The following is a 24,331-nucleotide window of genomic DNA, read 5'->3' as shown; positions in this document are numbered from 1 at the left end:
CCGCCTGCCTGGATCTCCCCGTCCGCCCCGAGTCCGCCCGAGGTCGCCCGAGGTCGCCCGAGGTCGCCCGAGGTCGCCCGAGGTCCCCCGAGAGCCTTCAGCGGCCCGCGCGGTGGGCGATGAACCCGATGATCCCGATCGCCCCGAGAGCGACCGCCAGCCATAACACCGGCATCGGCACGCCGAGCTCGCCGTCCCCCGGGTCCGCTCCGCTCGTCGCACTGACCGCCCTCGGCCGGGCGGAGGTCCGCGCCGGACGGGGCGACGGAGCCGGCCGGGCGGCGGCGGGCAGCGGCACCTGGTAGACCGGGCTGTCCTTCCCCTCGCTCCCGGTGAGCAGGGCCGCGCCGTCCTGCGTGTACGCGATCGACTCGGCCTGCCGGAGGGGCGGCATCGTGACATGCGCGATCAGTTTGCCGGGCGAGCGGTAGACGGACGCCGAGAAGTACGTGCGGATCACGAAGCTCGACCCGTCGGGGGCGTACGACGCGTCGGTGGCCATGAGGGGCGCGGAGCCCACCCGGCGCAGGACGTTCACCTTGTCGGTGCGCAGCTTCGCGGGGGCGGCGTAGACGCCCCCGGAGAACTCCTTGCTGACGATGTACAGCCGGCCCGTGCGGGGGTCGACCATCACCCCCTCGGCGTTGCGGGGGCCGTCGGCGTAGCGGAGGCGATACCGCACGGCCCGCAGCGTCGCGTCCTTCATCGTCCCGGGCTCGGCGACCTTGTAGACGGACACGTCCGGCCAGCCGCCTCCCCCGCCGTCCGCGAGGTTGTCCCCGGTGTCGGCGATCCACAGCACGCCGCGCCCGGTCGCGCGATCGGTGGAGGCCGCGATGCCCTCCCAGTCCCTGGCCTCGGCGTTGCCGATCGTGAAGGTCGCCCGCGTGCGGCCGTCCTGGCCGATCGCGTAGATCTGCGGTCCGTTGCCGCTGTCGTTGTGCGTGTAGACGATGCCCTTGTGGGTGGGCGAGACGGCGAGGCCGCTCGACTCGCCGACGCGCTCGTCCCGGATCCGGAACAGCAGCCGCTCCCGGTCGTCCGCCCGCGCCGCCGTCCGCGCCGTCTCAGCCGTCTGCGCGTCCGCCGTCTCCGCGTCCGCCGCGTCCGCCGCTGCCGTCGCCGTCGCCGTCGCCGTCGCCGTCGCTGTCGGAAGCACGGTACCCGCGACCGCGACCGCGAGGAGAGCCAGGGCGGCCCGCGGAATCCTGCTCGTCCGCGTCCGCCCCGTTGCGCTCCCCATGCGGCCATCATTCCCGATGCCCGCCCTGCGTGCGGCGGGCGGCATGCCCCCGGTCGTCCCGGAATCGGTCAGGAGCGGGTCTGCGGGCGATCCGTCACCGCAGAGCGGCGTAGAAGTCGCGCAGGTCGGCGGCGAGCACGTCCGGCCGCAGGTGGGCGGCGTAGTGGCCGCCCGCGTCATACGACCGCCAGTGGACGATGTTCTTGTGATCGCGCTCGGCGAAGGTGCGCATCGACACGAAGTCGCCCTCGAACATCGCCAGGCCGAGCGGGACCGTCGTCGGCTCCTTGGGGTGCTCGGCGCGGGCGTCCTCGTAGTAGAACCGCGTGGCCGACGTGGCGGTGCCGGTCACCCAGTAGAGCATCATGTTGGTCAGGATGAAGTCGTCGTCCACGTCCTCACCGAACAACTGCGCGTTCCAGCCCAGCAGCCCGGCCGGCGAGTCGAAGATCCCGTACGACAACGTCTGCGGCTGCTGCGAGTGGACCATGTTGAACGACATCTTGTTCTCGTAGAACCACTGCAGCACCTCCAGTCCCTTCCGCTCCTCGTCGGTGAGGTTCGCCATCTCCGCCGGGTCGCCGGAGGGGAAGGAGTAGATCTGCGTGACGTGGACGCCGACGACGTGCTCGGGGTCCACCCGGCCCACCTCGGGCGAGACGAACGAGCCGCCGTCGTTGCCCACCGCGCCGTACCGGTCGTAGCCGAGCCTGCGCATGAGCTCCGCCCACGCCCGGGCCGTACGGAACCGGTTCCAGCCCCGCTCCCGCGTCGGGCCGGAGAAGCCGAAGCCGGGCAGCGACGGGATCACCAGGTGGAACGCCCGGGCCGGGTCCTCGGGGTTCGTCAGCGGTTCGACGACCTTGAGGTACTCGGCGATCGAGCCCGGCCAGCCGTGGGTGAGGATCAGCGGAAGGGCGTCCTCATGGGGCGACCGCACGTGCAGGAAGTGGATGTCCTGCCCGTCGATCTCGGTGATGAACTGCGGATGTTTGTTGATCTCCGCCTCGTGCGCACGCCAGTCGTATCCGTCCCGCCAGTATTCGGCCAGCCGCTTCACGTACGCGACAGGCACGCCGTACTCCCAACCGGCGCCCGGGATCTCGTCGGGCCAGCGGGTCCGGCCGAGCCGGTCCTTCAGGTCGTCGAGATCGGCCTGCGGGACGTCGATGCGGAAGGGCCTGATCTGCGTGTTCTCGCTCATGACGCCGACATTACGGACCCTTCAGGACAGGTGCTGTCCTGAAGTCCCGCCAGACTGAGAACATGCTGGAAACCTCGGCGCGGCTGCTGCGCCTGCTGGCGCTGCTCCAGGCCAGACGCGACTGGCCCGGCGCGATCCTGGCCGAACGACTGGACGTGAGCGAGCGCACGGTGCGCCGCGACGTCGACCGGCTGCGCGATCTCGGCTATCCGGTGGAGTCCTCCCGCGGCACGGACGGCGGCTACCGGCTGGTCGCCGGGACGGCGATGCCACCCCTGCTCCTCGACGACGACGAGGCGGTGGCCGTGGCGATCGGGCTGCGGGCCGCCGCCGGCGTGGCAGGCATCGAGGAGACTGCCGATCGCGCCGCCGCCAAGCTCGAGCAGGTGCTGCCGTCACGCCTGCGCCGCCGCGTCGGCGCGCTGCAGGCCTACACCGAGCCGGTGCCGCCCGACCGGCCGGGTCCGGCGGTCGACCCCGCCGTGCTGAGCGTGCTGGCCGCGGCGTGCCGGGACCGTGAACGGCTGCGGTTCGACTACCGCGGCCATGACGGCTCCTCCGGCGCCCGGGTGGCCGAGCCCTGCCGGCTCGTGTCCTGGGGCCGCCGGTGGTACCTCGTGGCCTGGGACGTCGACCGCGACGACTGGCGCACGTTCCGGGTGGACCGGATCGCGCCGCGCACTCCCACCGGCCCGCGCTTCCCGCCCCGCGACCCCCCGGAGGGCGGCGCGGCGGCGTACGTCGTCCGTGGCGTGTCGGCGGCGGCCTGGCGGCACCACGCCCGGGTGCTCGTCCACGCCCCCGCCGAGGTGGTCGCCGCGCGGATCAACCCCGCCGTCGGCGTCGTGGAGGACGTCGACGGCCATACCTGCGTGCTCGTGACGGGGGCCGACAGCGTGAACTCGCTCGCCGTCCACCTCGGCCTGCTCGACCTCGACTTCGAGGTCACCGGCCCGCCGGAACTGGTGGACCGGCTACGCGCCCTCACCGCCCGCTACGCCCGCGCGACCGCCGCCGCCGAAGATCGGCCTGAGGGTCAGGCTGAGAGACCGGGCTGAGAGATCACGCTGAGAGGCCGGGCTAAGGGTCAGGCTGAGGCGCCGCCGTCGAGCACCAGGTCGAGCCCCACCGCGAAACCGGCGTCGTCCGAGGCGAGCCAGAGCACGGTGCCGGTGATCTCGTCGAGAGCGCCGACGCGGCCGATCGGAAGCGACTCCCGCACCCGGGCGGCCCGGTCGTCCTCCCTCTCTCCGGGGCGCAGGGACATCGCCGTGTCCAGCGGACCCGGGCTGACCGCGTTGATCCTCACGCCTGCCCCGATGTTCTCCAGCGCGGCCGTGCGGGTCAGGGCGCTCACGGCCGCCTTGGACGCGGCGTACGCACCCACCCCGGGCACCCGGATGTGCGCCCCGATGTTCGAGGCGATGTTCACGATCACGCCGGAGCCCTGCGCGCGCATCGCGGCGATCTCGTGCTTCAGGGCGAGGAAGACGCCCGTCGTGTTGACCTGGAGGACACGCGCCCAGTCCTCCTCCGGCATGTCGGCGACGGCTCCTGCCGCGAAGATCCCCGCGTTGTTGACCGCGACGTCGAGGCGGCCGAACCGGGCGACGATCTCCCGAATGAGCCGGGCCACGGCGGCCGAGTCGGTCACGTCGACCGTGATCGCGGCGGCTCGGCCTCCCCCGGCCTCGATCAGCTTGACGGTCTGCTCCAGCGACTCCCGCCCCCGCCCGGCCGCCACCACGGTGGCGCCCTCCCCGGCGAACCCGCGGGCGACCGCCCGGCCGACGCCGGCGCCCGCCCCGGTGACCAGCACGACCGTGTCCGTGAACCTCATCTATCGCTCCTTTGTCCACGCGAACGCTGTTCGCCCGGCCGCTGTGTGTGTGAACGCTGTGTGCGTGAACGCGACGGCGACCGTCGCCGCCGCGAGAAGGAAGACCGGGGCCATGGCGGTGAGGGCGAACCCGTAGCCCTCGGTCATGGCCCGGGCGCCGCCCGCGGGCATGCCGCCCGTGCGGGCGGCGGCGAGCGCCACGAGCACGGCGAGGCCCACCGTCGGCCCCGCCTCCATGGCCGTGTTGACCAGCGCCCCGGCCGCCCCTGCGTCCTCCGTGCGTACACCGTCGAGGGCCGCCACGGTGGCGCCGGAGAAGGCCAGCCCTGAGGCGACCGGGAAGACCAGCAGCCCGGCGAGCACGCTTCCCTCGGACGCGACACGGCCGAGCAGCAGCATCGACACCGCTGCGAGCAGCAGCCCGGCGACCAGCACGGGCCGCACGCCGAACCGGCGCAGCAGACGGCCGCTCAGCGGGCCCATGACGACGACCAGGAGGAAGGGCAGGAAGGCCAGACTCGTGGAGATCGGCGACAGCCCGCGCACCTGCTGCATGTAGAGACTCAGCAGGAACGTGGTCGTCGCGCTGGCGGCCGCCGTGACGAAGACGACGAGCAGCGCGGCGCCCCTGCGGCGGTGCGCCACGAGCCGGAGCGGCAGCAGCGGATGCGGCGTCCTCGCCTGGAGGACGACGAACCCGGCCGCCAGCAACACGCCGGTCGCGGTGACGGCCGTCGCGCCCTCCAGCAGGCCGTAGGCGAACGCGACCAGCCCGGCCGTGGCGAGCAGCGCGCCGGGCACGTCGAGGCGGGCCGCCGTCCGCGGCGCGGGCGGCAGCAGGAAGGCTCCGGCGGCCACGGCCGCGACGCCGACGGCGGCGGGCAGGAGGAACGACCAGCGCCACGAGGTCACCGCGGCGACGAGGCCGGACAGCAGGCTGCCGGCGACGGCCCCGGTGACCGACAGGGTGCCCCACACCGCCAGAGCGCGCTCGCGCTCCCGGGCGTCCGGGCGGAGCCGCGTCACCAGTGAGACGGCGGCGGGGGCGGCCATCGCGGCGCCCACTCCCTGGACGAAGCGCGCGGCGAGCAGGACGACATGGTCCGGAGCCAGCCCGCCCGCCGCCGACGCCAGCGCGAGCAGGGCCATCCCGGCGAGGAAGACCTCCCGGGCGCCCCACCGGTCGGCGAGCCTGCCCCCGAGGAGCAGCAGCCCCCCGAAGGTCAGCCCGTACGCCGAGGTCAGCAGTGCCAGGTCCCCCTGTCCGAGGCCGAACTCCCGCTGGACGGCCGGCAGCGGCACGGTGAGAAGAGTGATCGCCGCGACGAGCGTGACCTGCGCCCCGCCGAGCACGGCGAACGCCGCCACATTTCTGGATCGTTCGGTCAAGAATGAGGGCATGAAAAAGCGCACTCCTCACGGAGAGGTCAGCGGAGCATGGCGAGGACCTGGGCGGCGGCGTCGCGGAGACGGGCGGCGTCGCCGTGCCCCTTCCCCATCACCCGCACCCCCTGCAGGAAGACGAGCACGAACCGCGCCAGCACCCGGGGGTCGGACTCGGCGGAGATCTCCCCCTGGGCGCGGGCGCGGATGAGGGCCGAGGTCAGCGCCGTCTCCAGGCCCGTCCAGCTGGCCTCGACGAGCCGAGCGACCGGTTCGTCGTCGGGGAGGAGCTCGGTCGCCGCGTTCACGATCATGCAGCCTCGCCGGTCGCGGTCGCGGATCGATTCCTCGGTGTAGCGCTCGACCAGGGTTCGTACGGCCGGCAGGGCGGGACCGGGCTGCGACAGCAGCTCGACGAGGTTCGGGTCGCGCGTCTGCGCATAGCGCTCCAGCGCCTTCACGTAGAGGTCGTGCTTGCCGCCGAAGGTGGCATACAGACTGGCGCGGCCGATGCCGAGGTGTTCGACCAGGTCGGCCATCGACGTGGCCTCGTAGCCGCGCCGCCAGAACAGATCCAGGGCCCGCTCCAGCACGACGTCGGGGTCGAACTCCTTGGTCCTCGCCATGCCCTCGACCTTAGACCAATCTGGAACGATCGGTCAATCAAACCGCGACGCGGTCGTCCCACGTGAGCCGGTAGTCGTGCATCCAGGCCAGCGCGTTCCGCTTCTCCACCTGCCGCATGATCACGGGAAGGATCAGGTCGCGGACGAAGGCCCCGCCGGCCCCCGGCGCCTTGCCGTCTCCGTTGCGCTTGCCCTGCGCCACGACGCGCTCGACCCGCTCGCGCCGCAGCCGCTCGAAGGCGGCGAACGCGCCCGCGACGTCCGGCACGTCGCGCAGGCACTTGCCGAGCACCACCGCGTCCTCGATCGCCATCGACGCGCCCTGCCCCGAGGACGGGGAGGTGGCGTGGGCGGCGTCTCCGACGAGGACCATGCGCCCGGTGGACCACTTCGGCACCCTCGGGAAGTCGTAGGTGTTCCAGCCGGGCAGGATGTGCGGGGTCGCGGCGATGATCTCGCGCATCGGCCCCGCGTCGCCCTCGAACAGGTCCATGAGCCGGGCCCGCCACCGCTCGGGAGTGATCGCCGCGAGCTCCTCGGGGGGCATCTCCCTGCGGCTCGGCGGGTTGGCGAACCACCACACCTGCCCCTCCGGGTGGATCATGTAGCCGAAGAAGCACCGCCTGCCGAAGATGAAGTGGCAGACCCCCGGCCTGCCCGGCGGCCGCACTCCATTCGCATAACCACCGGTGTTCAGCAGCCCGACGTAGCGGGCGCGGGGGGCGCCGGGGTCGATCAGGGCGCGGGTGCGCGAGCGCAGCCCGTCCGCGCCGACCAGCAGGTCGCCCGCGGCCTCGCCGCCGTCCGCGAAGACCGCCCGCACCCCGCCGGAGGTGACCGAGGCGTCCACGAGCCGCTTACCGTGGTGGATCCGCACGCCCCGCCGTACGGCCTCGTCGCGCAGCGCCCGGTAGAGGTCGGCGCGCCTGAGCGTACGGCTCGGCTGGCTCGTGGTCGCCAGCAGCCTGCCGCGCGCGTTGCGGATCTCCATGACCGGCGTGTCCATGCCGAGGTCGCGGACGAGGTCGTGCAGGTCGAGCAGGCGCAGGGCCTCCAGCCCGTTGACCGCGAGCGTGAGGAAGGCGCCGACGCCCTCGGCCCCCCGGCCGTAGGCCTCAAAGACCTCGCTGTCGATTCCGGCGCGCCGCAGCGCCATGGCCGTCACGGGACCCGCGATCCCGCCGCCGATGATCAGAGCTTTCTTGGTCATGAGATGACTATACATATTATGACTAATCAACGACAGGGCCCCTATGATGGGCGCCATGTCGTCGCGGCGCTCTCCCCTGGCCACGGCCGTGCTCGCCCTGGTCTGCGAGTCGCCGATGCACGCCTACCGGATGCAGCAGCTGATCAAGGAACGGCACCAGGACGACGTGGTCAACGTCGCGCAGCGCAACAGCGTCTACCAGACGATCGAGCGCCTGGTCCGCGACGGGCTGCTGGCGATCCGGGAGACCACCCGCGAGGAGAACCGGCCGGAGCGGACGGTCTACGAGGCCACCGAGACGGGCCGTGAGACGCTCAAGCAGTGGATGCGGACCATGCTGTCCACCCCGGCCAGGGAATTCCCCGAATTCCCCGCCGCGCTCGCCTTCCTGCCCGTGCTGAGGCCGGAGGAGGCCCTGGCCGCGCTGCGGCAGCGGATCGCGGCGCTGGAGGCACGGCTGTCCGCGCTCGACACCGAGATGGCCGACAGCCTGAGCTTCGTGCCCCGCCTCTTCCTCGTGGAGTCCGAGTATCAGCGGGCACAGGTCGCCACGGAGCTGGAGTTCGCCCGCGGCCTCGCCGACGACCTGAGCGAGGGCCGCCTCACCTGGGACTTCCAGATCTGACGCGTGCCGGGCTCGCCTGGAGTCCACTCCAGGTATCTAGGGTGGAGGGCATGGAATACGGACACCTTGGCCGCACCGGCCTGCTGGTCAGCAAGCTCTGCCTGGGGACCATGAACTTCGGTCCGCAGACCACTGAAGAGGACTCCTTCGCGATCATGGATCGCGCCCACGAGCTCGGGATCAACTTCTTCGACACGGCCAACGTCTATGGCTGGAAGAAGGGCGAGGGGATCACCGAGAACATCATCGGCCGCTGGTTCGCCAAGGGCGGCGGCCGTCGTGAGCGTACGGTCATCGCCACCAAGCTGTTCGGCTCGATGGGCGACTGGCCGAACGAGGAGAAGCTGTCCGCGCTGAACATCCGGCGGGCCGCGGAGGCCTCGCTGCGCCGGATGCAGACCGACTACATCGACGTCTACCAGGCCCACCACGTCGACCGGGACACCCCGTTCGAGGAGTTCTGGGAGGCCATGGACATCCTCAAGCAGCAGGGCAAGATCCTGTACGTCGGTTCGTCGAACTTCGCCGGCTGGCACATCGCCAAGGCCCAGGAGTCGGCCCGCCGCCGGAGCACCCTCGGCCTGGTCAGCGAGCAGTCCCACTACAACCTGCTCGTCCGCGCGCCCGAGCTGGAGGTCATCCCGGCATGTGAGGACTACGGCCTCGGGCTGATCCCGTGGAGCCCGCTGGCGGGCGGCCTGCTCGGCGGCATCCTGCGCAAGATCGACAAGGGCCGCTCCGCCACCGACCAGATCGCCGCCCAGCTCGACAAGCACCGCGACAAGATCGAGCGGTACGAGGCGTTCTGCGACGAGCTCGGCGAGGACCCGGCCAACGTCGGGCTTGCGTGGCTGCTGCACCAGCGGGCGGTCACCGCGCCGATCATCGGTCCCCGCACGATCGAGCAGCTCGACGGCACGATCCGGGCGCTGGAGATCGAGCTGGACGACAAGGCGCTCGCCCGGCTCGACGAGATCTTCCCCGGCTACAAGACCGCCCCGGAGGAGTACGCCTGGTGATCAGGCGTTGTTGATCAAGGCGCCGACGATGACGATGACCACGAGCAGCGTGAGCACTGTGGGCAGCAACCAGCGACGAGGACGATCCACGTCATGGAGCCTAGTCGCGCACTGCCAATGGGTACGCCTCGACCTGCTCGTACCGCACGCTCGCCCCGATGTGGCTGCGTACGAGGTGCACCGACGCCACCTCCCAGCGCCGCCCGCCGAAGGCGCTCAGGGCGCCGACCAGGGGCCGCAGGTCGTCGCCGTGGCGTGAACGGGTCCTGGAGCGGGCCAGGGTGAGGTGAGGATGGAACCGCTTGCGGTCCGTCTGCGCCGCCCCGGCCCGCCGGGCGCCGGCCGCCACCGACCCGGCGAGCCTCGTCAGGGCCGGTCCGGCGTCCAGGCCGACCCAGAAGATGCGTCCCCGGGAGGCGGAGGGGAAGGCCCCGGCGCCGCCGAACGCGACCGTTTCGGGGGAATACCGGGCGGCCGCACGGGCCAGCCGCAGGCCTAGCTCGGGCCGGGCCTCGTCGGGCACCTCGCCGAGGAAGGCCACGGTCACGTGCCACAGCGCCGGATCGACCCAGCGCAGCTCCGCCCACTCGGCACGTACGGCTTCGACCGCCGTGGCGATCTCCGCCAGCGCCTCAGGCGGCGGCAGCAGCGCCACGAACAATCTGCTCACGTGCCGATTCTTCCCTGGCCGCCGCGCGTGCCGCGACCATCCGGGTCACCAGCACCGCCAGGCAGACGCCGCACATGCTCAGCACACCGGCCGCCACGACCGAGACCCGGGGACCGGCCAGTTCGGACAGCCAGCCCACCAGCGGCGCCCCGATAGGCGCTCCCCCGGTGAAGACCAGCACGTAGATGCCCATGACCCGGCCGCGCATCTCGGGCGAGGCGCCGAGCTGCACCATCGTGTTCGCGGTCGTGTTGACCGTGATCATCGCCATGCCCGCGGGGACGAGCAGCAGCAGGAACGCCGAGTACGCGGGCGCGAGCCCGGCGAGGACCTGGAACAACCCGAAGCACAGCGCACCGGCGATCAGGAACCTGCGGCTCGGCTTGACCCGGCGCGCGGCCAGCAGCGCCCCGCCGAACGCTCCGACGGCGAACGCGCTGGACGCCACGCCGAAGGAGGACGCGCCCGCGCCGAACGCCTGCTTGGCCATGAGGGCGATGCTGGTCGAGAAGCTCTGGGCGAAGATCGCCATGAACGCCACGAGCAGCAGCGGCAGCAGCAGGTCGGGCCGGCCGCCGACGTAGCGCAGGCCCTCACGCAACTGGCCCTTGCCGCGCGGCACGGGCTCCGGCGAGCGCAGCTCGGACGTCCGCATGAGCGCGAGCCCGGTGATCACGGCGGCGAACGACACGGCGTTCAGCACGAAGATCGGGCCGGTGCCAATCCAGGAGATCAGCAGGCCGGCCACCGCCGGTCCGACGACGCGGGCGAGGTTGAAGGTCGAGCTGTTCAGCGCGATGGCGTTCGGCAGGTCCTGCCGGCCCACCATCTCGACCACGAACGACTGCCGGGTGGGCACCTCGACACAGGACACCAGTCCAAGCGTGAACGCCATGGCGTACACGTGCCAGACCTGGGCCGTCCCCGTGATGACCAGCACGCCCATGGTGAGCGCCAGCACCCCCATGAGGGTCTGGGCCACCGCGAGGATCCGGCGCTTGGGGTAGCGGTCGGCGATCACTCCGCCGAACATTCCGAACAGCATCGTCGGCAGGAACTGCAGCGCCACGGTGACGCCGAGCGCCGAGCCGCGGCCGTGCGCGAGGTCGAGGACCAGCCAGTCCTGGGCCGTGCGCTGCATCCAGGTGCCGCCGTTGGAGATCACACCGCCGGAGGCGAACAGGCGGTAGTTGTAGTTCCGCAGCGACCGGAACATGCCGCCTACATCGTGGACAGTTTCTCCAGGATCGGCGCCGCCGCGCGCAGCGTCGCCCTCTCCTCCGGCGTCAGGTCCTTGAGCCGCTGCGCCAGCCACGCTTCCTTGGTCCGGCGCTCCTCCTTGAGCAGCGCCGCCCCCTGGGGCGTCACGCTCACCGTCACCTGCCGGCGGTCCGTCGGATGAGGTTTGCGTTCCAGCAGACCCCGGTCCTCCAGCTTGGCTATCACGCGGGTCATCGAGGGCGGCTGTACCTTCTCGTGCTCCGCGAGCTCGCCGGGGGTCATCGCGGTGTGGCGCTCGACGGCTACGAGCGTCGCGAGCTGTGTGGGCGTCAGTGAGTGGTGCGCGGCCTGCTTGCGCATCCGTCGCGTCAGCCGAGCGAGGGACACGCGTAAGGCGGACGCGAGAGCGGCGTCGCTGCGCAAGTTCTGGGCGTTCGTTAGCATGACTCATTACCTTTGCTAACTATATGGCGCATGTCCGCATTCCTCCAAATCGTCCTTCTTTGCACGATGCTCCCTGCTCCGCACGATGCTCCCTGCTCCGCACAATGCTCCCTGCTGCGCACGATGCTTCCGCATGATGCTTCCGCTCTGCACAGCGCTTCCGCTCTGCACAGCGCTTCCGCTCTGCACAGCGCTTCCGCTCTGCAGGGTGCTTCCGCTCTGCAGGGTGATCGCGACACACCGTACCGGCGCTATCCCGGCCACGAACGATCCCACGAACGGCCTCACCAACGTCCCACGAACGGTCCCACGAACGATCGAGGCCCGGCCCCCGCGTGGGGGCCGGGCCTCGTACCTGCATCGCGTCAGGCGAAGTCCTCCGGCGTGAACTCCTTCGGCTCGACCAGGACGAGCCAGTTGCCCTGGTTGTCGCGGATGACCGCCTCCACCCCGTACGGCCGCTCCGAGGGCTCCTGCAGGATCGTCACGCCCTTGGCCGTGAGCTCCTGGCAGGTCTTGCGGCAGTCGTCCACGCGCAGTCCCAGGCCGCCCGCCTGGCCCTTGTCGAGCTGCCTGCGGTAGAAGTCGGTGCCCTCGTCGTCGAGCGGAGGCCCCGGCTTCATCAGCGTGATCTCGAGCTCTGGGTGGTCCGGGTGGTTGATGGTGACCCAGCGAAACCCGTCCATCTGGATATCGGTGTTGGAGACGAAGCCGAGGACGTCCACGTAGAAGTCGCGGGCCTCATCCTGGTCCTGGCAGTAGAGCGTGATCAAGGAGACGTTCCGAATCATGCGGAAGACGCTACTGCGCCCCCTCTGACCTGGGCTTCTCCGAAATTGCGCAATCGTCGTCCCGCTTCGGCGCGCCCCCGAGGTGGAGCACTCCATTCATGAACAGGTAGCAGCCGGGGACGCGGGGGCCGCCGCGCGCCACCCACCGGTCGCGGTATTCGCTCGGGCTCTCCCCCACCATCCGGCGGAACTTGGCCGAGAACGAGCCCAGGCTGCTGAATCCGACGGTCATGCAGACCTCGGTCACGGTCAGGTTGGCGAAACGCAGCAGGTCCTGGGCGCGCTCCAGCCGCCGCCGGGTGAGGTAGCGCATCGGCGTCTCGCCGTACGCCGCCTCAAAGCAGCGGACGAAGTAGAACTTGGAGACCCCGGCGACGGCCGCGAGCCGGTCGAGATCGAGCTCGCTCCGGTAGTCGCGGTCCATGCGGTCCCTCGCCAGGCGCAGCCGCGGCAGCAACTCCACCGGCACCGAACGCTGTCCCCTCACGGCCACGTCACGACCCTAGCCCGACCCACCGACAGATTTCCGCACTTGCCGCCGCTTTCTAACGATGTTAGGTTGATGTCATTCTAACAACGTTAGAAAGGAGCGACATGAGCCCGGCCGCACGTATCGACACCGAGGCGATCGTCCACGCCGCCTTCGACGTCCTGGATCGGGAGGGCTTCGCCGCGCTCTCCATGCGCACGCTGGCCGCGCACCTCGAGGTGAAGGCGGCGTCGCTCTACTACCACGTGCCGAACAAGGCGGCCCTGCTCCAGCTGGTCGCGGACCGCGTCGCGCGTCAGGTGGTCACGGCGTTCGTTCCCGGCCGGCCCTGGCGGGAGCTGCTTCACCGCATGGCGCGCGACCTGCGCGAGGCCCTGCGGGCCCATCCCGGGGCCGCGGCCGTCGTCGCCGTGCGGAACGCGTCGCCGGAGGTGTTCGAGAACGCCGTGCCCCTCGTCCTGTCGGCCATGCACGAAGGGCTGCGCGTCACCGACGACGAGGCGCTGCACCTGGTCCAGGCGCTGTACGTCCTGGTGAACGGCCTCGCCCTGGCCGAGTTCGGCGAGACGCCGGAGCCGCCGGCCGCACCCGCCGCCTACTACGACGCCTGGTTCGACACCGCCGTCTCGACGTTCCTGGACGGAATCCAGGCGCGGCACGGCGCGTGATTCCCCCGATGATCCCCGCTCAGTAAGGACGTCCGACCATGTTTCTCGCCGCGCTGATCCTCGTCGTCGCCACCGACGCCTACTTCATCGTCACCACGCTCGCCGACCTGTTCCCGTTCAACAACGTGCGGGAGGCGAAGAGGTCGGAGAAGCTGACCGAGGTGGCCGTGAACGGGCCGATCATGGCGCTCCCCGCCCTGCTGCTCGTCTGGGCGGCCGCGGCCGGGCTGCCCGCCCTCGCCTACGCCGGGGCGGCCGTCGAACTGCTCGCGGTCCTGAGCGGCCTGGCCCTGTGGTGGCTGCCGTACCTGGCCGGGGTGACCGTGCCGTGGGCGACGGCGGGCACGGGCGAGACCTGGGCCGCGCTGCACGCGCGCACCTACGCGAAGACCGTCATCGTGCTCCCCCGGCGGGGCGACGCGCCGCGGCCCAACCTTGAGCACATGATCCTGCACGCGCTCATGCTCACGGCCGCCTGCTGCGCGCTCGCCGCCGCGATGACCCTGTGACGCGCGCCGGGCCGCCGTGGCATCGTCCCGGTGTCGCCACGGTGTCGCCACGGCGGCCTCCCCACGGCACGGATCAGCTCAGGCCGAGCAGGCTCTTGACGGGCTCCAGCGCGAAGTACACGACGAACAGCGCGCCCACCAGCCACATCAGGGGGTGCAGATCACGTGCCTTGCCGCGGAACGCCTTGATGACGATGTAGCTCACGAAGCCCGCGCCGATCCCGGCGGTGATCGAGTACGTGAACGGCATGAGCACGATGGTCAGGAACGCGGGGATCGCGGTCTCGAAGTCGCTGAAGTCGATCTCCTTGACCTGGGTCATCATGAGGAAGCCGACGACCACGAGGGCCGGGGTCGCCGCCTCGAACGGCACGATCTCCGTCAGCGGGGCGAAGAACATGGCCAGCAGGAACAGCACGCCGGTGACGATGCTCGCCAGACCGGTGCGCGCGCCCTCGCCGACGCCCGCCGCCGACTCGATGTAGGTGGTGTTGGACGAGACGCCGGCCGCGCCGCCGGCCGCCGCCGCGAGCGAGTCGACGAGCAGGATCTCCTTGGTGCGCTCGACGGTCCCGTCCTCCTGGACCAGGTTCGCCTGGCGGCCCACGCCGACGATCGTGCCCATCGTGTCGAAGAAGTCGGCGAGCATGAGGGTGAAGACGAACATCACGGCCGCCAGTCCGCCGATCTTGGCGAAGCTGCCGAACAGGCTGAACTGGCCGAGCAGCGACAGATCGGGCAGCTCGATGAAGTTCTTCGGCCACGTGGGCACGTTGAGCGACCATCCGTTGGGGTTGCTCCCGTCCGGGGTCTGCGGCCCGATCTTGCCGATCGCCTCGACGATCACGGCGAGCACGGTCGTGCCGACGATCCCGAGCAGGATGGCGCCCTTGACCCTGCGGGCGACGAGGAAGGCCGTCACGAGCAGGCCGACGACGAAGACGAGCGTGGGCCACCCGGTCAGCGAGCCGTTGCCCAGCGCGCCGAGCTTGACCGGGACCGTGGTGCCGCTCGCGTCCGGCATGCGCCGGACGAACCCGGCGTCGACGAACCCGATCAACGCGATGAACAGGCCGATACCGACGCTGATCGCGGTCTTGAGCTGGGCCGGGATCGCGTGGAACACCGCCACCCGGAAACCCGTCACCACGAGGATCGCGATGACGATGCCCTCAAGGACCACCAGGCCCATCGCGTCCTCCCACGACATCTGGCTGGCGATGCCGAAGGCGAGGAAGGCGTTCAGTCCGAGGCCGGTGGCCAGGGCGAACGGCACCCGGCCGAAGACGCCCATGACGATCGTGAGGATGCCGGCGACGAACGCGGTGGCCGCGGCGACCAGGGCGATGCTGGGGTTCTTCCCGTCGCCGAGGAACTGGCCCGTCTTGTCGGCGACGGTGCCGATGATGAGCGGGTTGAGCACCACGATGTAGGCCATCGTGAAGAAGGTGGCGAAGCCGCCGCGGACCTCTTGTCCGACGGAGGACCCACGGGCTGAGATGGAGAAGTATCGATCGAGGAAATCAGGGGTCTTCATAGGGTTCGCATTCACGCGCGCAGAGTCGCAGGCCCTTACCATCGGCGGAAAGAGCCAGAGGACCAGCGTTGTCCTTTCGTGACTGGTTTGTCATGAACATGCCGGCGCACTGCCGCGACCTTCTAAGCTGGCTGACGTGAGCGAGCGCCGGCCGGACCCCATGCCTCTCAGGACGAGGGACACCGTCACGATCCTGGCCGGGACGGCAGCGTGGGTGATCGCCCTGGCCGTCGTACTGCTGGTGGTCAGACCGGCCGACCCGCGGCCGGCCTGGGTCTGCGTCGCCGGGATCGGCCTCGGCCTGTTCGGCATCCTCTACGTCCGCCGCCGCGACTCCCGCTCGTGATCTTGTAGTTTGTTGCAGACACCACACCCGACCTGCGCATATGCGGTATGTGACCTTGCACTCCGTCATGGGTGCCTGGCCCGACCTGCACACTCCCCTTCCGTGATCTTGCAGTGCAAGATCACGGAGCGCGTATACACAGGTCATGCCACACGACCGTGACACAACTGCAAGACCACGAAGGGTGGAGGCCCAGTTCAGAGCCTTCTCTGCGACAAACTACAAGATCACGACAGTGAGGTTGTGGGGTCGAGGTCGGACTCGGCGAGCAGCAGGGGCACCCTCGCGGGGTCACGCAGGAGCGCCGCGACGGCCAGGCGGTCGCCCCACTGGCCGGCCGCCCAGGCGAGACCCCTGGCCAGGCCGTCGACGCCGGTCGCGTGCACCACGCCCTCGAAGAACCGCCACGGCACCGGCCTGCCGTCCACCAGCAGCTCGTCGTGCTCGACGTACGTCGCGGGGGCGCCGGGCAGCAGCGAGCGCACCTCCGGCGGCACGGGCGTGTCGGCTCCGGCCGAGGTGACCGCGCCGGTGACGACCTCACCGGCGAGCGGCAGGTCGAGCACCTCCGACAGCGCCTCGGCGAGGTCGAACGGCGCGAGCACGAGCGGCCGGTCCTCGACCAGGGCGAGCAAGTCGGGCGCCTCCACCACGACCGGGCCGTCCTCGGCGTCCGCGACCGTGATCGTGCCCTTCAGCACGGCGCGTACGGCCTCGGGCGGGCTCACCCGGGCGGGGTCGACGGCCGCCAGCGCGATCCACAGGGACCGCAGCTGAACCCGGTCGACCTCCAGCGACGGGTCGGCCAGCAGGTCGAGCAGCTCTTCCGGGCCGCCGTGCGAGCCGAGCAGTTCGGCGAGGGTGGACCGGACGCCGATCATCTTCAGCGCGTCCTCGTCGATCCCCGCCGGCGCCTCGCCGTACAGGCCGAACAGCAGCGGGTCGCCCGTCGCGAGCCGCAGCTCGGCCGGCTTGCGCCCGCCGAGCACCGGGTGCCGCGACAGCCACCAGGCCGTGTACGACGGCACCTCGACGGTCTCCCCCGCCGCGAGCACCCGCATGGGCCGCAGGGCGGCGCGCAGCGGGGGCCGCGACAGCAGCGCGAGCGCGTCGGACCAGTCGGCGACGTACTCCAGGTCGCGTACGGCGGTGAACTCCCGGACCACCGGCGGAACATCGAGGCCGGCGTTCGGCGAACCGGAGTTGAGCAGGCCGGGCAGCAGGTCGAGCACGGCCTCCAGCCACTCGTCCTCAAGGTCGAGATCGTGGTCGCACTCGGCGGGGTCGAGCAGCACGTCGGAGTCGTTGACCACGGCGAAGCCGTCGAGCACCCCGGCCGCCGCCAGCACGTGCGGGCCGAACTTCTCCACCAGGTCGGGGGCGGCGACGCCGAACGGCACCTCCGGGTCGATGAGCCCGGCCAGCGAGCCCTCGGCCAGCAGCAGCTCACCCGCCGCGTACATCTCGCCGTCGGCGCCGCGCAGCGCCAGGTCGGCCAGCCACGGGGCCTCCCCCGCGGTCAGGCCCGCCGCGTCGACCAGGGCCAGCACGGCCTGGGCCACCGGCTCGGGATCGGCGCTGTTCAGCGACTCGGACACGGCCGCGTGGGTGAGCGGGTCCTCCAGCACCGTACGCGGGGCCGCCTCGGCCGCGCCCAGCCGCAGCAGCAGCGGGTGGACGGCGTCCGGGTGGACGATCCGCAGCCCGAGCGGCGCGAGCAGGGCAGGGTCAAAGGTGCCCGACTCCTGCGACAGCACGAGCGTGCCGCGCGGGCCCCGCACCAGGCGGCCGTCGGCCAGCGGCACCGCGACGGCGCCGATCGCCTCCGGGTCGTCGGCGGGCAGCACCTCGTACAGCGACCGCCACCACGCCGGGTCCTTGTCCTCCACCGCCTCGCCGGACAGCATGTCCACGACGTCGGCCAGGTCGACCCGGCGTACGCCGAGCGTGGTCAGGGCCGGGTGCCGGGAGGCCCAGCCCGCCGGCAGCAGCCCGGGGACGAGGCCGGCGATCTTCGCCAGGAACCCGGCCGTCCCGTCGACCGCCCGCGCCTGGTTTCCCGGCACGACGCCCTCGGAGATCGTCGGCAGCAGCGGCGTGTCCGGCAGCGCCTTGACGATCTCCCGTCTGATCGCCGCGTCGAGCGCGCCCTTGCCCATCAGGCCGGGCACGAGGTCGAGCAGGTCCGGGGTCGCCGGGAGCTCTCCCAGCAGCCGCACGTACGCCTCGGCGGCCCTGGCGACCAGGAAGTCGGTGAGCGGCCCGGGGGCGACGTGCCGCCGGTCGGTGGTCATCGGGAACGACGCGATCAGCAGGGCGGGCAGGTCGAGCGGCTCGTCGCTCGGCGTCGGCGCGTGCACCACCCTGGGCACCGCCCCGGACATCCCCTTGGGAGAGTCGCCGGGGACGGCCCAGCGGACCTCCCAGTAGGGCCGGGCCCGCTCCTCGGTCGGCCGGTCGGCGAACAGCTCGGCCACCTGCTCGGGGCCGAACGTGCCCGACTCGGCGACCACGTGCCAGCCCTCGGCCGAGATCGTGCGGGTCCGCCCGTCCACCTCGATCTCGACGGTCTCCAGCGCCGGCATCGACAGCGGCAGCGCGGGCCCCGCCTCCTCCAGCATCCGCCGTACGGCCTGCTCGGCGGCCTGGTCGCGCAGCGGGAGCCGGACGAGCGTGTCAAAACCCTCGGGCACGTCGAAGGAGTCGTCGGAGAACGGCAGCCGCAGCAGCGGGACGTGCCCCTCCCGGCCCTCCAGCTCGGCGGCGAGCTCCGGCTGGGCGGCGACCAGCGCGGCGGTCTCCTCTCGGGACCAACGGACTCCGTTGACGGCGCGAGACGCGCTCCCGGCCGCGCGGGAGGCGACCGAGGGGGTGTCGGTGACCGACACCACGGCGGCGAAGCCGACGCCGAACCGGCCGGCCGCTCCCGCCTCGTCTTTCTTGCCCGAGACGCGCAGCGTGCACAGGCCCTCGACGCCGGTCTGGTCGAGCGGCGCCCCGGAGTTGGCGGCCAGCAACACGCCGTCGGCGAGCGTCAGCCGCAGGCGGCCCGGCACGCCGGCCCGCAGCGCGGCGTCGGCGGCGTTCTGGGCGAGCTCCACGACCAGCCGGTCGCGGTAGCCGCCGAGGGCGAAGTCCTCCTCGGCGTTGGCGTCCTCGCGGAAGCGGGCGGGCGAGGCCGTCCAGGCCGCGAGAACGGTGTCACGCAGGCGTGCGGTGTCAAACATGATCAGGCGTGACCCAGGGGTTCGGAGCCGGCCTCGTTCACAGAGCCCGACTCGATGATGTCGTATCCCATGTCGTCCAGAATCGGGGGCGCCGCGTCCACGACCATCGAAGGCACGGTGGTCGCCTCGGAATGCGCCCCGCAGCCGTGGTCGGCGGACACCACGCGGCCGTCGTCCGGCGCGTACTCGTTGGCGCAGACGCCGAAGCCGAGGCCCAGCGCTCCGGCGAGCGGCCAGTAGAAGCCGCAGGTGGAGCATTGCGCGGGGGCGGCGTGCGCGATCGGGGTGTGCGGTCCCGCCTCACCGGCGGTCCAGCGCCGCGCGGCGAGGTCGCGGCCGAGCACCGACAGGACGCGCGCGCGCCCCAGGCCCAGCTCGAAGATCGCCTGCTTGTCGATGTCCTCGTCGGCGGAGGCGAACCCGGGCACGAGCCGGTCGTCGTCGGCCTCGACCGGCAGCAGGTCGCCCACGCCGAGGTCACCAGGGCGCAGCCGCTCGTTCCACGGCACCCAGCGGGGAGGGAGCAGCGCGCCCGAGCCGGGCAGAAGCACGGTCTCGCTCACGGTCACGACGCGGGCGCGGGAGGCCCGGGTGACGGTGACCGCCCAGCGCCAGCCGCGGTAGGCGCGGTCGAGGCACTCGAAGTAGTGGGTGACGACCCGGTCGCCCTCGTTGTCGAAGCCCAGGTGCTCTCCCACCTCCCCGGGGCGCGCGATGTTCTCCGCGGCCCGGCGGGCGAGGTCGACCGCCGCGGCACAGGCCTGGTCGACTGGAGTGCTACGGATTCGGGTACGACTCACACTCCATTTTCACCCACGCCGCGAGCGGACCGCACCGGCTCGATGGGCAAACATGGAAGGACCCTCGGTGCCTATGGTGAAGATTTGGGCGAAAGTCGCGCGTGTTGTGAGAGCGCCGGCGCGGGCGACGCGCCGGCTGACGCACGCCCAGGGAGCGGGCCGCACCGGTCTCGGCCGTCTCATCGAGCTGACGGCCGCCCATTCCGCCGGGGACGCACTGGTCACCGTGGCCCTCGCCGGGGCGCTGCTGTTCGGGCTGCCGGTCGGCCAGGCCCGCGGTCAGGTCGCGGCCTATCTGCTGATCACCATGCTGCCGTTCGCGGTGGTGGCGCCCTTCGTGGGGCCGGTGCTCGACCGGCTCCGCTCCGGCCGCCGCTACATCATGGCCGGCACCCTGCTCGCGCGGGGCCTGCTGTGCTGGGGGATGGCCGGCGCCGTCCACACCTCCGACGCGGTCACCCTGTTCCCTTCGGCGCTCGCCGTACTGGTTCTGTCGAAGGCCTACAACGTGTCCCGTGCGGCGATCATGCCGAGCGTGCTGCCCGCCGACATCCCGCTGGTGACGGCCAACGCCAGGGTCGCGTTGTTCGCGCTGGTGTCGGCCGGTGTGGGCGCCGGCGTCGCCGCCGGCGTGTCGGCCGTCGCCGGCGCCGACTGGGTGCTGCGCGGCGCCGTGCCGCTGTTCCTGCTGTCCGGGGTGTTCGCCGTACGGCTGCCGCGGCACGTGGACGCGCCCGACCTGGAGCAGACCGAGCCACGCCCCCGCTGGCGCACCGTGCTCAACCTGGGCCCCGTGGTGGGCGAGGCCATGGGCGCCAACGCCGCGATCCGGGTGCAGTCGGGCTTCCTCGTGTTCTTCCTGCTGTTCCTCGTCCAGGACGGTCACCTGCGCGGCGTGGACCCCAAGGTCGCGCTGGCGCTGCTGGCCACCGCCGCGGGCGCGGGCGGCCTGGCCGGGGCCGCCGCCGGCTCCCGGTCCCGCTCCCGGTCGCCGCACCTGACCGTCATGGCCACGCTCGCGCTGGCCACGGTCGCCACCGTCGCCGCGGCGTTCTTCTTCACCCTGTGGACCGCCGCCGCCGTGGCCCTCGTGGGCGCGTTCGCCCAGGGCCTCGGCAAGCTCGCGTTCGACGCCATCGTGCAGCGTGAGATCGGCGAGGAGGTGCGCTCCTCGGCGTTCGGCGTCGCCGAGACGCTGCTCCAGATCGCCTGGGTGCTCGGCGGCCTGCTGGGCCTGGTGATGTCGCTGTTCGTGGCCGGCCCCGCCGGGTTCGGCGTGATGTCCGCCGCCCTCGCGCTCTCCTTCGGCCGCCTCGTCATGCTCCGCCGCCGCAGGCTCACCGCCCGCGCCGCCACGGCCGGCTGAGCTCGCGGGCCGTCCGTGACCCCGCCGTCCGCGACCTGGCCGTCCGTGACCTGCACGGGCGGCGGGGACGTTGGCGGCGGGGACGTACGGGATCCGCCGGGAGATCAGGCGTCGAGGTCGTCGGCGACGGCGCGCAGCACGGTCGCGATCTTCTTGGCGTGCGCGGCGTCCGGGTGCTTGCCCCGCTGGTAGGAGTTCGAGATGTCGTCGAGCAGCTTGATCAGATCCTCGACGATCACGACCATCTCGTCGGGCTTCTTCCGCTTCGTCTTGCCCTTGGCGGCCTTGGCCAGCGTCGGCGGCTGGTCGATCACCCGCACCGAGAGCGCCTGCTGTCCGCGGCGGCCCTCGGCCACACCGAACTCGACCTTCTGCCCGGGCTTGAGCGCCTCGACTCCCTTGGGCAGAGCGGAGGAATGCACGAAGACCTCACCGCCGTCGTCGCGGGTGAGGAAGCCGAAACCCTTGTCGGCGTCGTACCACTTGACCTTGCCACTCGGCACAGGGGTGACCTCGTTCAGACTGTCGTGAAGGTGATGGATGTAGGTTATGCCCAAGACCGGCCCCGTGGACCCACCCAGAAGCGATTCAAGCGTCCCATGACCAGATTCGTGTGGATCTTTCCCCGGGGCGCCGCCCAGACGCGCGGAACCCCTGCCACACCGGCGCTCCGGCGGCCGGACGAAGCTCCCGCCCTACCATGGAGAGAATGACGGGCACGGACTTCAGCGAGTGGCTACGCGGCCGTTCCGACGAGCGACTGCGGGCGCTCGTGGCGGCGCGGCCCGAACTCGTGACGCCCGTCCCCGCGCACATCGACGGTCTGGCCGCGCGCGCCTGCAGTCCCTCGGCCATCGGCCGGGCGCTCGACCGGCTCGACCGCTTCTCGCTCGCCGTGCTGGAGACGCTGGCCCTGCGGCCCGGCCCCGCCGGCCGTGAGACGCTCTCGTCCCTGCTCCGCCGTGCCGTTCCCGGCGATCGGGACGACGAGACCCTCGGTCGCGCCCTCGACGCCGCGCTCGACGTGCTGACCACGCGCGCCCTGGTCTACGGGCCCGGCGACGCGCTGCTGCCCGCGCCGGGCGTGGCCGACGCGCTCGAACCCCCGGCGGCCCTGGGGCCGCCGGCCGCCGAGGTGTTCCGCCACCACTCGCCGGAACGGCTCGACGTGCTCCTGCGGGACATCGACCCGGCGGGCGAGGGCGGCAGCGGCGGTGAACAGCCGGACGGCGGACGACCGGCCGGAGAGCGGCTCGCGGCGCTGCTGGCCGACCCCGCGACGGTCGCGCGCCTCGTCGGCGAGGTCTCCCCCCAGGCGCGGGCGGCCCTGGACGAGCTCGTCTGGGGCCCGTCGAGCGGGCGGCTGCCGAACGCCCGCCGGGAGGTGGACGCCGCGAGCGCCCACTCGCCCATCGAGCAACTGCTGGCCCGCGGGCTGCTCGGCGCGACCGGGGAGGAGACCGTCGCGCTCCCCCGTGAGGTCGCCCTCGTGCTGCGCGACGGCCGGGTGCACCGCGACCTGTCCCCCGGCCCGCCCGCTTTGGAAGGGTCCGTACGCGACCAGGACCTGGCCGACCGCACGGCCGCCGGGCAGGCGTTCACGTTCGTGCGCACGGTCGAGGATCTGTGCGAGGTGTGGAGCGTGGACCCGCCGGGCGTGCTGCGCGCGGGCGGCCTCGCCGTACGGGACCTCAGGCGGACGGCCCAGCTTCTCGACCTGCCGGAGTGGGCGGCGGGGCTGGTGGTCGAGGTCGCGCACGCGGCCGGGCTGGTCGCGGCGGGCGAGGGGGAATGGCTGCCGACGGGCGGCTACGACGGCTGGCGGATCAAGGCCACCGAGGACCGCTGGGCCGTGCTCGCCGTCGCGTGGGCCGCCATGGAACGCGCCCCCGGCCTGATCGGTGAACGGGACGACCGCGACCGGCCGCTGAACGCCCTCCATCCCGACCTGCGCAGGCCGGGCGCCGCACAGATGCGGGCGCGCATGCTCGCCGTGCTGGAGTCGGCCCCGCCCGGCCTCGCGCCGACGCCCGAGTCGGTGCTGGCCCGGCTCGCCTGGGAGCAGCCCCGCCGCCGTCCCGCGCTGCGCGACCGGCTCGTACGCTTCGCGCTGCGCGAGGCCGAGCACATCGGCGTGACCGGGCTCGGTGTGCCGGCCACGCACGGCCGTGCCGTGGCCCGCGGCGACGGCACGGCGGCAGGCCTGCTGGCGCCGCTGCTGCCGGAGCCGGTCGACCACGTGCTGCTGCAGGCCGACCTCACAGCCGTGGCGCCGGGCCCGCTGACCACCGACCTCGGCCGCAGGCTCGCGCTCACGGCCGACGTGGAGAGCAAGGGCGGCGCGACGGTGTACCGCTTCTCCGAGCAGTCGGTCCGCCGCGCGCTCGACGCCGGTCATTCCGCCGACGACCTGCTCGCCGTGCTGGAACGGCACTCGGCCACCCCGGTCCCGCAGCCGCTGAGGTATCTGGTCGCCGATGTCGCCCGCCGCCACGGACGCATCCGGGTCGGCACGGCGTCGGCGTACATCCGGTGCGACGACCCGGCCCTGCTCGACGAGGTGCTCGCCGACAAGCGGGCCCACCTGCTGCGACTGCGGCGGCTCGCGCCGACCGTGCTGGCTTCCAAGACATCCAGGGCCGCGCTGGTCGACTCCCTTCGGGCGATGGGGTACGCGCCGGTGGCCGAGTCGCTGGAGGGCGACGTGGTCGTCGCGCGGGCCGACGCCCGGCGGACCGAGGGACAGCTCGCCGCGCGCGTGACCGCGAGCAACGCTCCCGATCCCGAGGTGATCGACGCGGCCGTGCGGGCGATGCGGGCAGGGGACTCGCGGCGGCGGCCCGTGGAGGCGCCGGAGGGCCAGGTGCCCCGCTCCCCCGCGACCGCCACGATCAGCGCGCTGCAGGAGGCCATCCGGCAGGGGTCGCGGGTGTGGATCGGCTACCTCGACTCGCAGGGGCACGCCACCAGCCGCATCCTCGAACCGGCCCGGATGGAGGGCGGCTACCTCACCGCCTACGACGAGACCCGGGCGACGGTCCACCGCTTCGCCCTGCACCGCATCACCGGCATCGCCGAGATCGGCCGATGACCTATCCGTGGTAAACCTTGA

Annotated in this window: 23 protein-coding genes; 8 read left to right on the top strand and 15 right to left on the bottom strand. The window is 72.2% G+C overall.

The features are described from left to right. Positions 1-97: 97 nt before the first annotated feature. On the bottom strand, positions 98-1,243 hold the full coding sequence (locus tag ACGFIB_RS32015) for a hypothetical protein (RefSeq protein ID WP_393376813.1): 1,146 nt from the start codon (positions 1,241-1,243) through the stop codon (positions 98-100). Between the two features lie 94 nt (positions 1,244-1,337). Further along, positions 1,338-2,447: an epoxide hydrolase family protein gene (locus tag ACGFIB_RS32010; RefSeq protein WP_393376811.1), complete on the bottom strand. Its 1,110-nt coding sequence runs from the start codon at positions 2,445-2,447 to the stop codon at positions 1,338-1,340. A 62-nt stretch (positions 2,448-2,509) separates the two neighbouring features. Here ACGFIB_RS32010 and ACGFIB_RS32005 point away from each other — a divergent pair, with 62 nt between their 5' ends. Then, a complete protein-coding gene (locus ACGFIB_RS32005; protein WP_393376809.1) occupies positions 2,510-3,505 on the top strand; it encodes a helix-turn-helix transcriptional regulator in 996 nt (331 codons plus the stop codon). A gap of 29 nt (positions 3,506-3,534) precedes the next feature. Here ACGFIB_RS32005 and ACGFIB_RS32000 read toward each other — a convergent pair whose 3' ends face one another. Genes ACGFIB_RS32000 through ACGFIB_RS31985 form a run of 4 tightly spaced genes read right to left on the bottom strand, consistent with a single transcriptional unit; the run spans position 3,535 to position 7,506 of the window. Next, the gene (locus ACGFIB_RS32000) at positions 3,535-4,287 is read right to left on the bottom strand and encodes an SDR family NAD(P)-dependent oxidoreductase (protein ID WP_393376807.1); all 753 of its coding nucleotides are present in this window, start codon (positions 4,285-4,287) and stop codon (positions 3,535-3,537) included. Next, entirely contained in the window at positions 4,288-5,688 is a 1,401-nt protein-coding gene (locus ACGFIB_RS31995; RefSeq protein ID WP_393376805.1) for an MFS transporter, read from the bottom strand. 26 nt (positions 5,689-5,714) lie between these two features. Further along, positions 5,715-6,296, bottom strand: a complete 582-nt coding sequence (locus ACGFIB_RS31990; protein WP_357263371.1) for a TetR/AcrR family transcriptional regulator — start codon at positions 6,294-6,296, stop codon at positions 5,715-5,717. Between the two features lie 37 nt (positions 6,297-6,333). Beyond that, positions 6,334-7,506: an FAD-dependent monooxygenase gene (locus ACGFIB_RS31985; RefSeq protein WP_393376803.1), complete on the bottom strand. Its 1,173-nt coding sequence runs from the start codon at positions 7,504-7,506 to the stop codon at positions 6,334-6,336. Between the two features lie 55 nt (positions 7,507-7,561). Here ACGFIB_RS31985 and ACGFIB_RS31980 point away from each other — a divergent pair, with 55 nt between their 5' ends. Next, entirely contained in the window at positions 7,562-8,131 is a 570-nt protein-coding gene (locus tag ACGFIB_RS31980) for a PadR family transcriptional regulator (protein ID WP_393376801.1), read from the top strand. A gap of 50 nt (positions 8,132-8,181) precedes the next feature. Beyond that, positions 8,182-9,150 carry an aldo/keto reductase gene (locus ACGFIB_RS31975; protein ID WP_142574984.1) on the top strand — a complete coding sequence of 323 codons (969 nt, stop codon included), beginning with the start codon at positions 8,182-8,184 and terminating at the stop codon, positions 9,148-9,150. Between the two features lie 100 nt (positions 9,151-9,250). Here the strand turns inward: ACGFIB_RS31975 and thpR are convergent, their stop codons facing one another. The 5 genes from thpR to ACGFIB_RS31950 all read right to left on the bottom strand — a co-directional run bounded on the left by thpR (position 9,251) and on the right by ACGFIB_RS31950 (position 12,769). Next, a complete protein-coding gene (thpR, locus tag ACGFIB_RS31970) occupies positions 9,251-9,820 on the bottom strand; it encodes an RNA 2',3'-cyclic phosphodiesterase (protein ID WP_142574985.1) in 570 nt (189 codons plus the stop codon). Further along, on the bottom strand, positions 9,783-11,036 hold the full coding sequence (locus ACGFIB_RS31965; protein ID WP_393376799.1) for an MFS transporter: 1,254 nt from the start codon (positions 11,034-11,036) through the stop codon (positions 9,783-9,785). The genes thpR and ACGFIB_RS31965 overlap by 38 nt, the downstream gene beginning before the upstream one ends. A gap of 5 nt (positions 11,037-11,041) precedes the next feature. Then, positions 11,042-11,485, bottom strand: a complete 444-nt coding sequence (locus tag ACGFIB_RS31960) for a MarR family winged helix-turn-helix transcriptional regulator (protein ID WP_357025530.1) — start codon at positions 11,483-11,485, stop codon at positions 11,042-11,044. Between the two features lie 365 nt (positions 11,486-11,850). Continuing rightward, positions 11,851-12,276: a VOC family protein gene (locus ACGFIB_RS31955; protein ID WP_142574988.1), complete on the bottom strand. Its 426-nt coding sequence runs from the start codon at positions 12,274-12,276 to the stop codon at positions 11,851-11,853. Between the two features lie 10 nt (positions 12,277-12,286). Next, entirely contained in the window at positions 12,287-12,769 is a 483-nt protein-coding gene (locus tag ACGFIB_RS31950) for a helix-turn-helix transcriptional regulator (protein ID WP_393376797.1), read from the bottom strand. A gap of 101 nt (positions 12,770-12,870) precedes the next feature. Between ACGFIB_RS31950 and ACGFIB_RS31945 the strand changes: the two genes are divergently transcribed. Both ACGFIB_RS31945 and ACGFIB_RS31940 read left to right on the top strand, forming a co-directional pair. Continuing rightward, the gene (locus tag ACGFIB_RS31945) at positions 12,871-13,434 is read left to right on the top strand and encodes a TetR/AcrR family transcriptional regulator (protein ID WP_142574989.1); all 564 of its coding nucleotides are present in this window, start codon (positions 12,871-12,873) and stop codon (positions 13,432-13,434) included. Positions 13,435-13,472: 38 nt separating this feature from the next. Further along, a complete protein-coding gene (locus ACGFIB_RS31940) occupies positions 13,473-13,943 on the top strand; it encodes a hypothetical protein (protein ID WP_142574990.1) in 471 nt (156 codons plus the stop codon). Positions 13,944-14,016: 73 nt separating this feature from the next. Here ACGFIB_RS31940 and ACGFIB_RS31935 read toward each other — a convergent pair whose 3' ends face one another. Continuing rightward, complete coding sequence (locus ACGFIB_RS31935) at positions 14,017-15,480, bottom strand: NCS2 family permease (protein ID WP_357263393.1); 1,464 nt, start codon at positions 15,478-15,480, stop codon at positions 14,017-14,019. Between the two features lie 136 nt (positions 15,481-15,616). Between ACGFIB_RS31935 and ACGFIB_RS31930 the strand changes: the two genes are divergently transcribed. After that, positions 15,617-15,826: a DUF2530 domain-containing protein gene (locus tag ACGFIB_RS31930; RefSeq protein ID WP_229689944.1), complete on the top strand. Its 210-nt coding sequence runs from the start codon at positions 15,617-15,619 to the stop codon at positions 15,824-15,826. 227 nt (positions 15,827-16,053) lie between these two features. Here the strand turns inward: ACGFIB_RS31930 and ACGFIB_RS31925 are convergent, their stop codons facing one another. Next, a complete protein-coding gene (locus tag ACGFIB_RS31925; RefSeq protein WP_393376794.1) occupies positions 16,054-19,053 on the bottom strand; it encodes a sacsin N-terminal ATP-binding-like domain-containing protein in 3,000 nt (999 codons plus the stop codon). A gap of 2 nt (positions 19,054-19,055) precedes the next feature. After that, positions 19,056-19,853: a DUF3027 domain-containing protein gene (locus tag ACGFIB_RS31920; protein ID WP_357241148.1), complete on the bottom strand. Its 798-nt coding sequence runs from the start codon at positions 19,851-19,853 to the stop codon at positions 19,056-19,058. 106 nt (positions 19,854-19,959) lie between these two features. Here ACGFIB_RS31920 and ACGFIB_RS31915 point away from each other — a divergent pair, with 106 nt between their 5' ends. After that, entirely contained in the window at positions 19,960-21,219 is a 1,260-nt protein-coding gene (locus ACGFIB_RS31915) for an MFS transporter (protein WP_357241151.1), read from the top strand. Positions 21,220-21,323: 104 nt separating this feature from the next. On the opposite strand, the gene ACGFIB_RS31910 is transcribed toward ACGFIB_RS31915, so the two are convergent. Next, complete coding sequence (locus ACGFIB_RS31910) at positions 21,324-21,722, bottom strand: cold-shock protein (RefSeq protein WP_142574995.1); 399 nt, start codon at positions 21,720-21,722, stop codon at positions 21,324-21,326. 206 nt (positions 21,723-21,928) lie between these two features. Here ACGFIB_RS31910 and ACGFIB_RS31905 point away from each other — a divergent pair, with 206 nt between their 5' ends. Continuing rightward, positions 21,929-24,310, top strand: coding sequence for a helicase-associated domain-containing protein (locus ACGFIB_RS31905; protein ID WP_393376793.1), 2,382 nt, complete (start codon positions 21,929-21,931; stop codon positions 24,308-24,310). Positions 24,311-24,331: the final 21 nt, after the last annotated feature.

Source organism: Microbispora bryophytorum (assembly GCF_043197435.1).
GTDB classification, from domain to species: domain Bacteria; phylum Actinomycetota; class Actinomycetes; order Streptosporangiales; family Streptosporangiaceae; genus Microbispora; species Microbispora bryophytorum.
Note: the sequence above shows the minus strand (reverse complement) of the source record. Positions and strands in the feature narration are given on the sequence as shown.

Bases quoted from the DNA above. Each gene is read 5' to 3' on its own strand.
- ACGFIB_RS31995 (WP_393376805.1), bottom strand. From the start codon at position 5,688: ATGCCCTCATTCTTGACCGAACGATCCAGAAATGTGGCGGCGTTCGCC.
- ACGFIB_RS31975 (WP_142574984.1), top strand. From the start codon at position 8,182: ATGGAATACGGACACCTTGGCCGCACCGGCCTGCTGGTCAGCAAGCTC.
- ACGFIB_RS32010 (WP_393376811.1), bottom strand. From the start codon at position 2,447: ATGAGCGAGAACACGCAGATCAGGCCCTTCCGCATCGACGTCCCGCAG.
- ACGFIB_RS31945 (WP_142574989.1), top strand. From the start codon at position 12,871: ATGAGCCCGGCCGCACGTATCGACACCGAGGCGATCGTCCACGCCGCC.
- ACGFIB_RS31940 (WP_142574990.1), top strand. From the start codon at position 13,473: ATGTTTCTCGCCGCGCTGATCCTCGTCGTCGCCACCGACGCCTACTTC.
- ACGFIB_RS32005 (WP_393376809.1), top strand. From the start codon at position 2,510: ATGCTGGAAACCTCGGCGCGGCTGCTGCGCCTGCTGGCGCTGCTCCAG.
- ACGFIB_RS31905 (WP_393376793.1), top strand. From the start codon at position 21,929: ATGACGGGCACGGACTTCAGCGAGTGGCTACGCGGCCGTTCCGACGAG.
- ACGFIB_RS32015 (WP_393376813.1), bottom strand. From the start codon at position 1,243: ATGGGGAGCGCAACGGGGCGGACGCGGACGAGCAGGATTCCGCGGGCC.
- ACGFIB_RS31935 (WP_357263393.1), bottom strand. From the start codon at position 15,480: ATGAAGACCCCTGATTTCCTCGATCGATACTTCTCCATCTCAGCCCGT.
- ACGFIB_RS31980 (WP_393376801.1), top strand. From the start codon at position 7,562: ATGTCGTCGCGGCGCTCTCCCCTGGCCACGGCCGTGCTCGCCCTGGTC.
- ACGFIB_RS32000 (WP_393376807.1), bottom strand. From the start codon at position 4,287: ATGAGGTTCACGGACACGGTCGTGCTGGTCACCGGGGCGGGCGCCGGC.
- ACGFIB_RS31965 (WP_393376799.1), bottom strand. From the start codon at position 11,036: ATGTTCCGGTCGCTGCGGAACTACAACTACCGCCTGTTCGCCTCCGGC.
- ACGFIB_RS31990 (WP_357263371.1), bottom strand. From the start codon at position 6,296: ATGGCGAGGACCAAGGAGTTCGACCCCGACGTCGTGCTGGAGCGGGCC.
- ACGFIB_RS31955 (WP_142574988.1), bottom strand. From the start codon at position 12,276: ATGATTCGGAACGTCTCCTTGATCACGCTCTACTGCCAGGACCAGGAT.
- ACGFIB_RS31985 (WP_393376803.1), bottom strand. From the start codon at position 7,506: ATGACCAAGAAAGCTCTGATCATCGGCGGCGGGATCGCGGGTCCCGTG.
- ACGFIB_RS31925 (WP_393376794.1), bottom strand. From the start codon at position 19,053: ATGTTTGACACCGCACGCCTGCGTGACACCGTTCTCGCGGCCTGGACG.
- ACGFIB_RS31960 (WP_357025530.1), bottom strand. From the start codon at position 11,485: ATGCTAACGAACGCCCAGAACTTGCGCAGCGACGCCGCTCTCGCGTCC.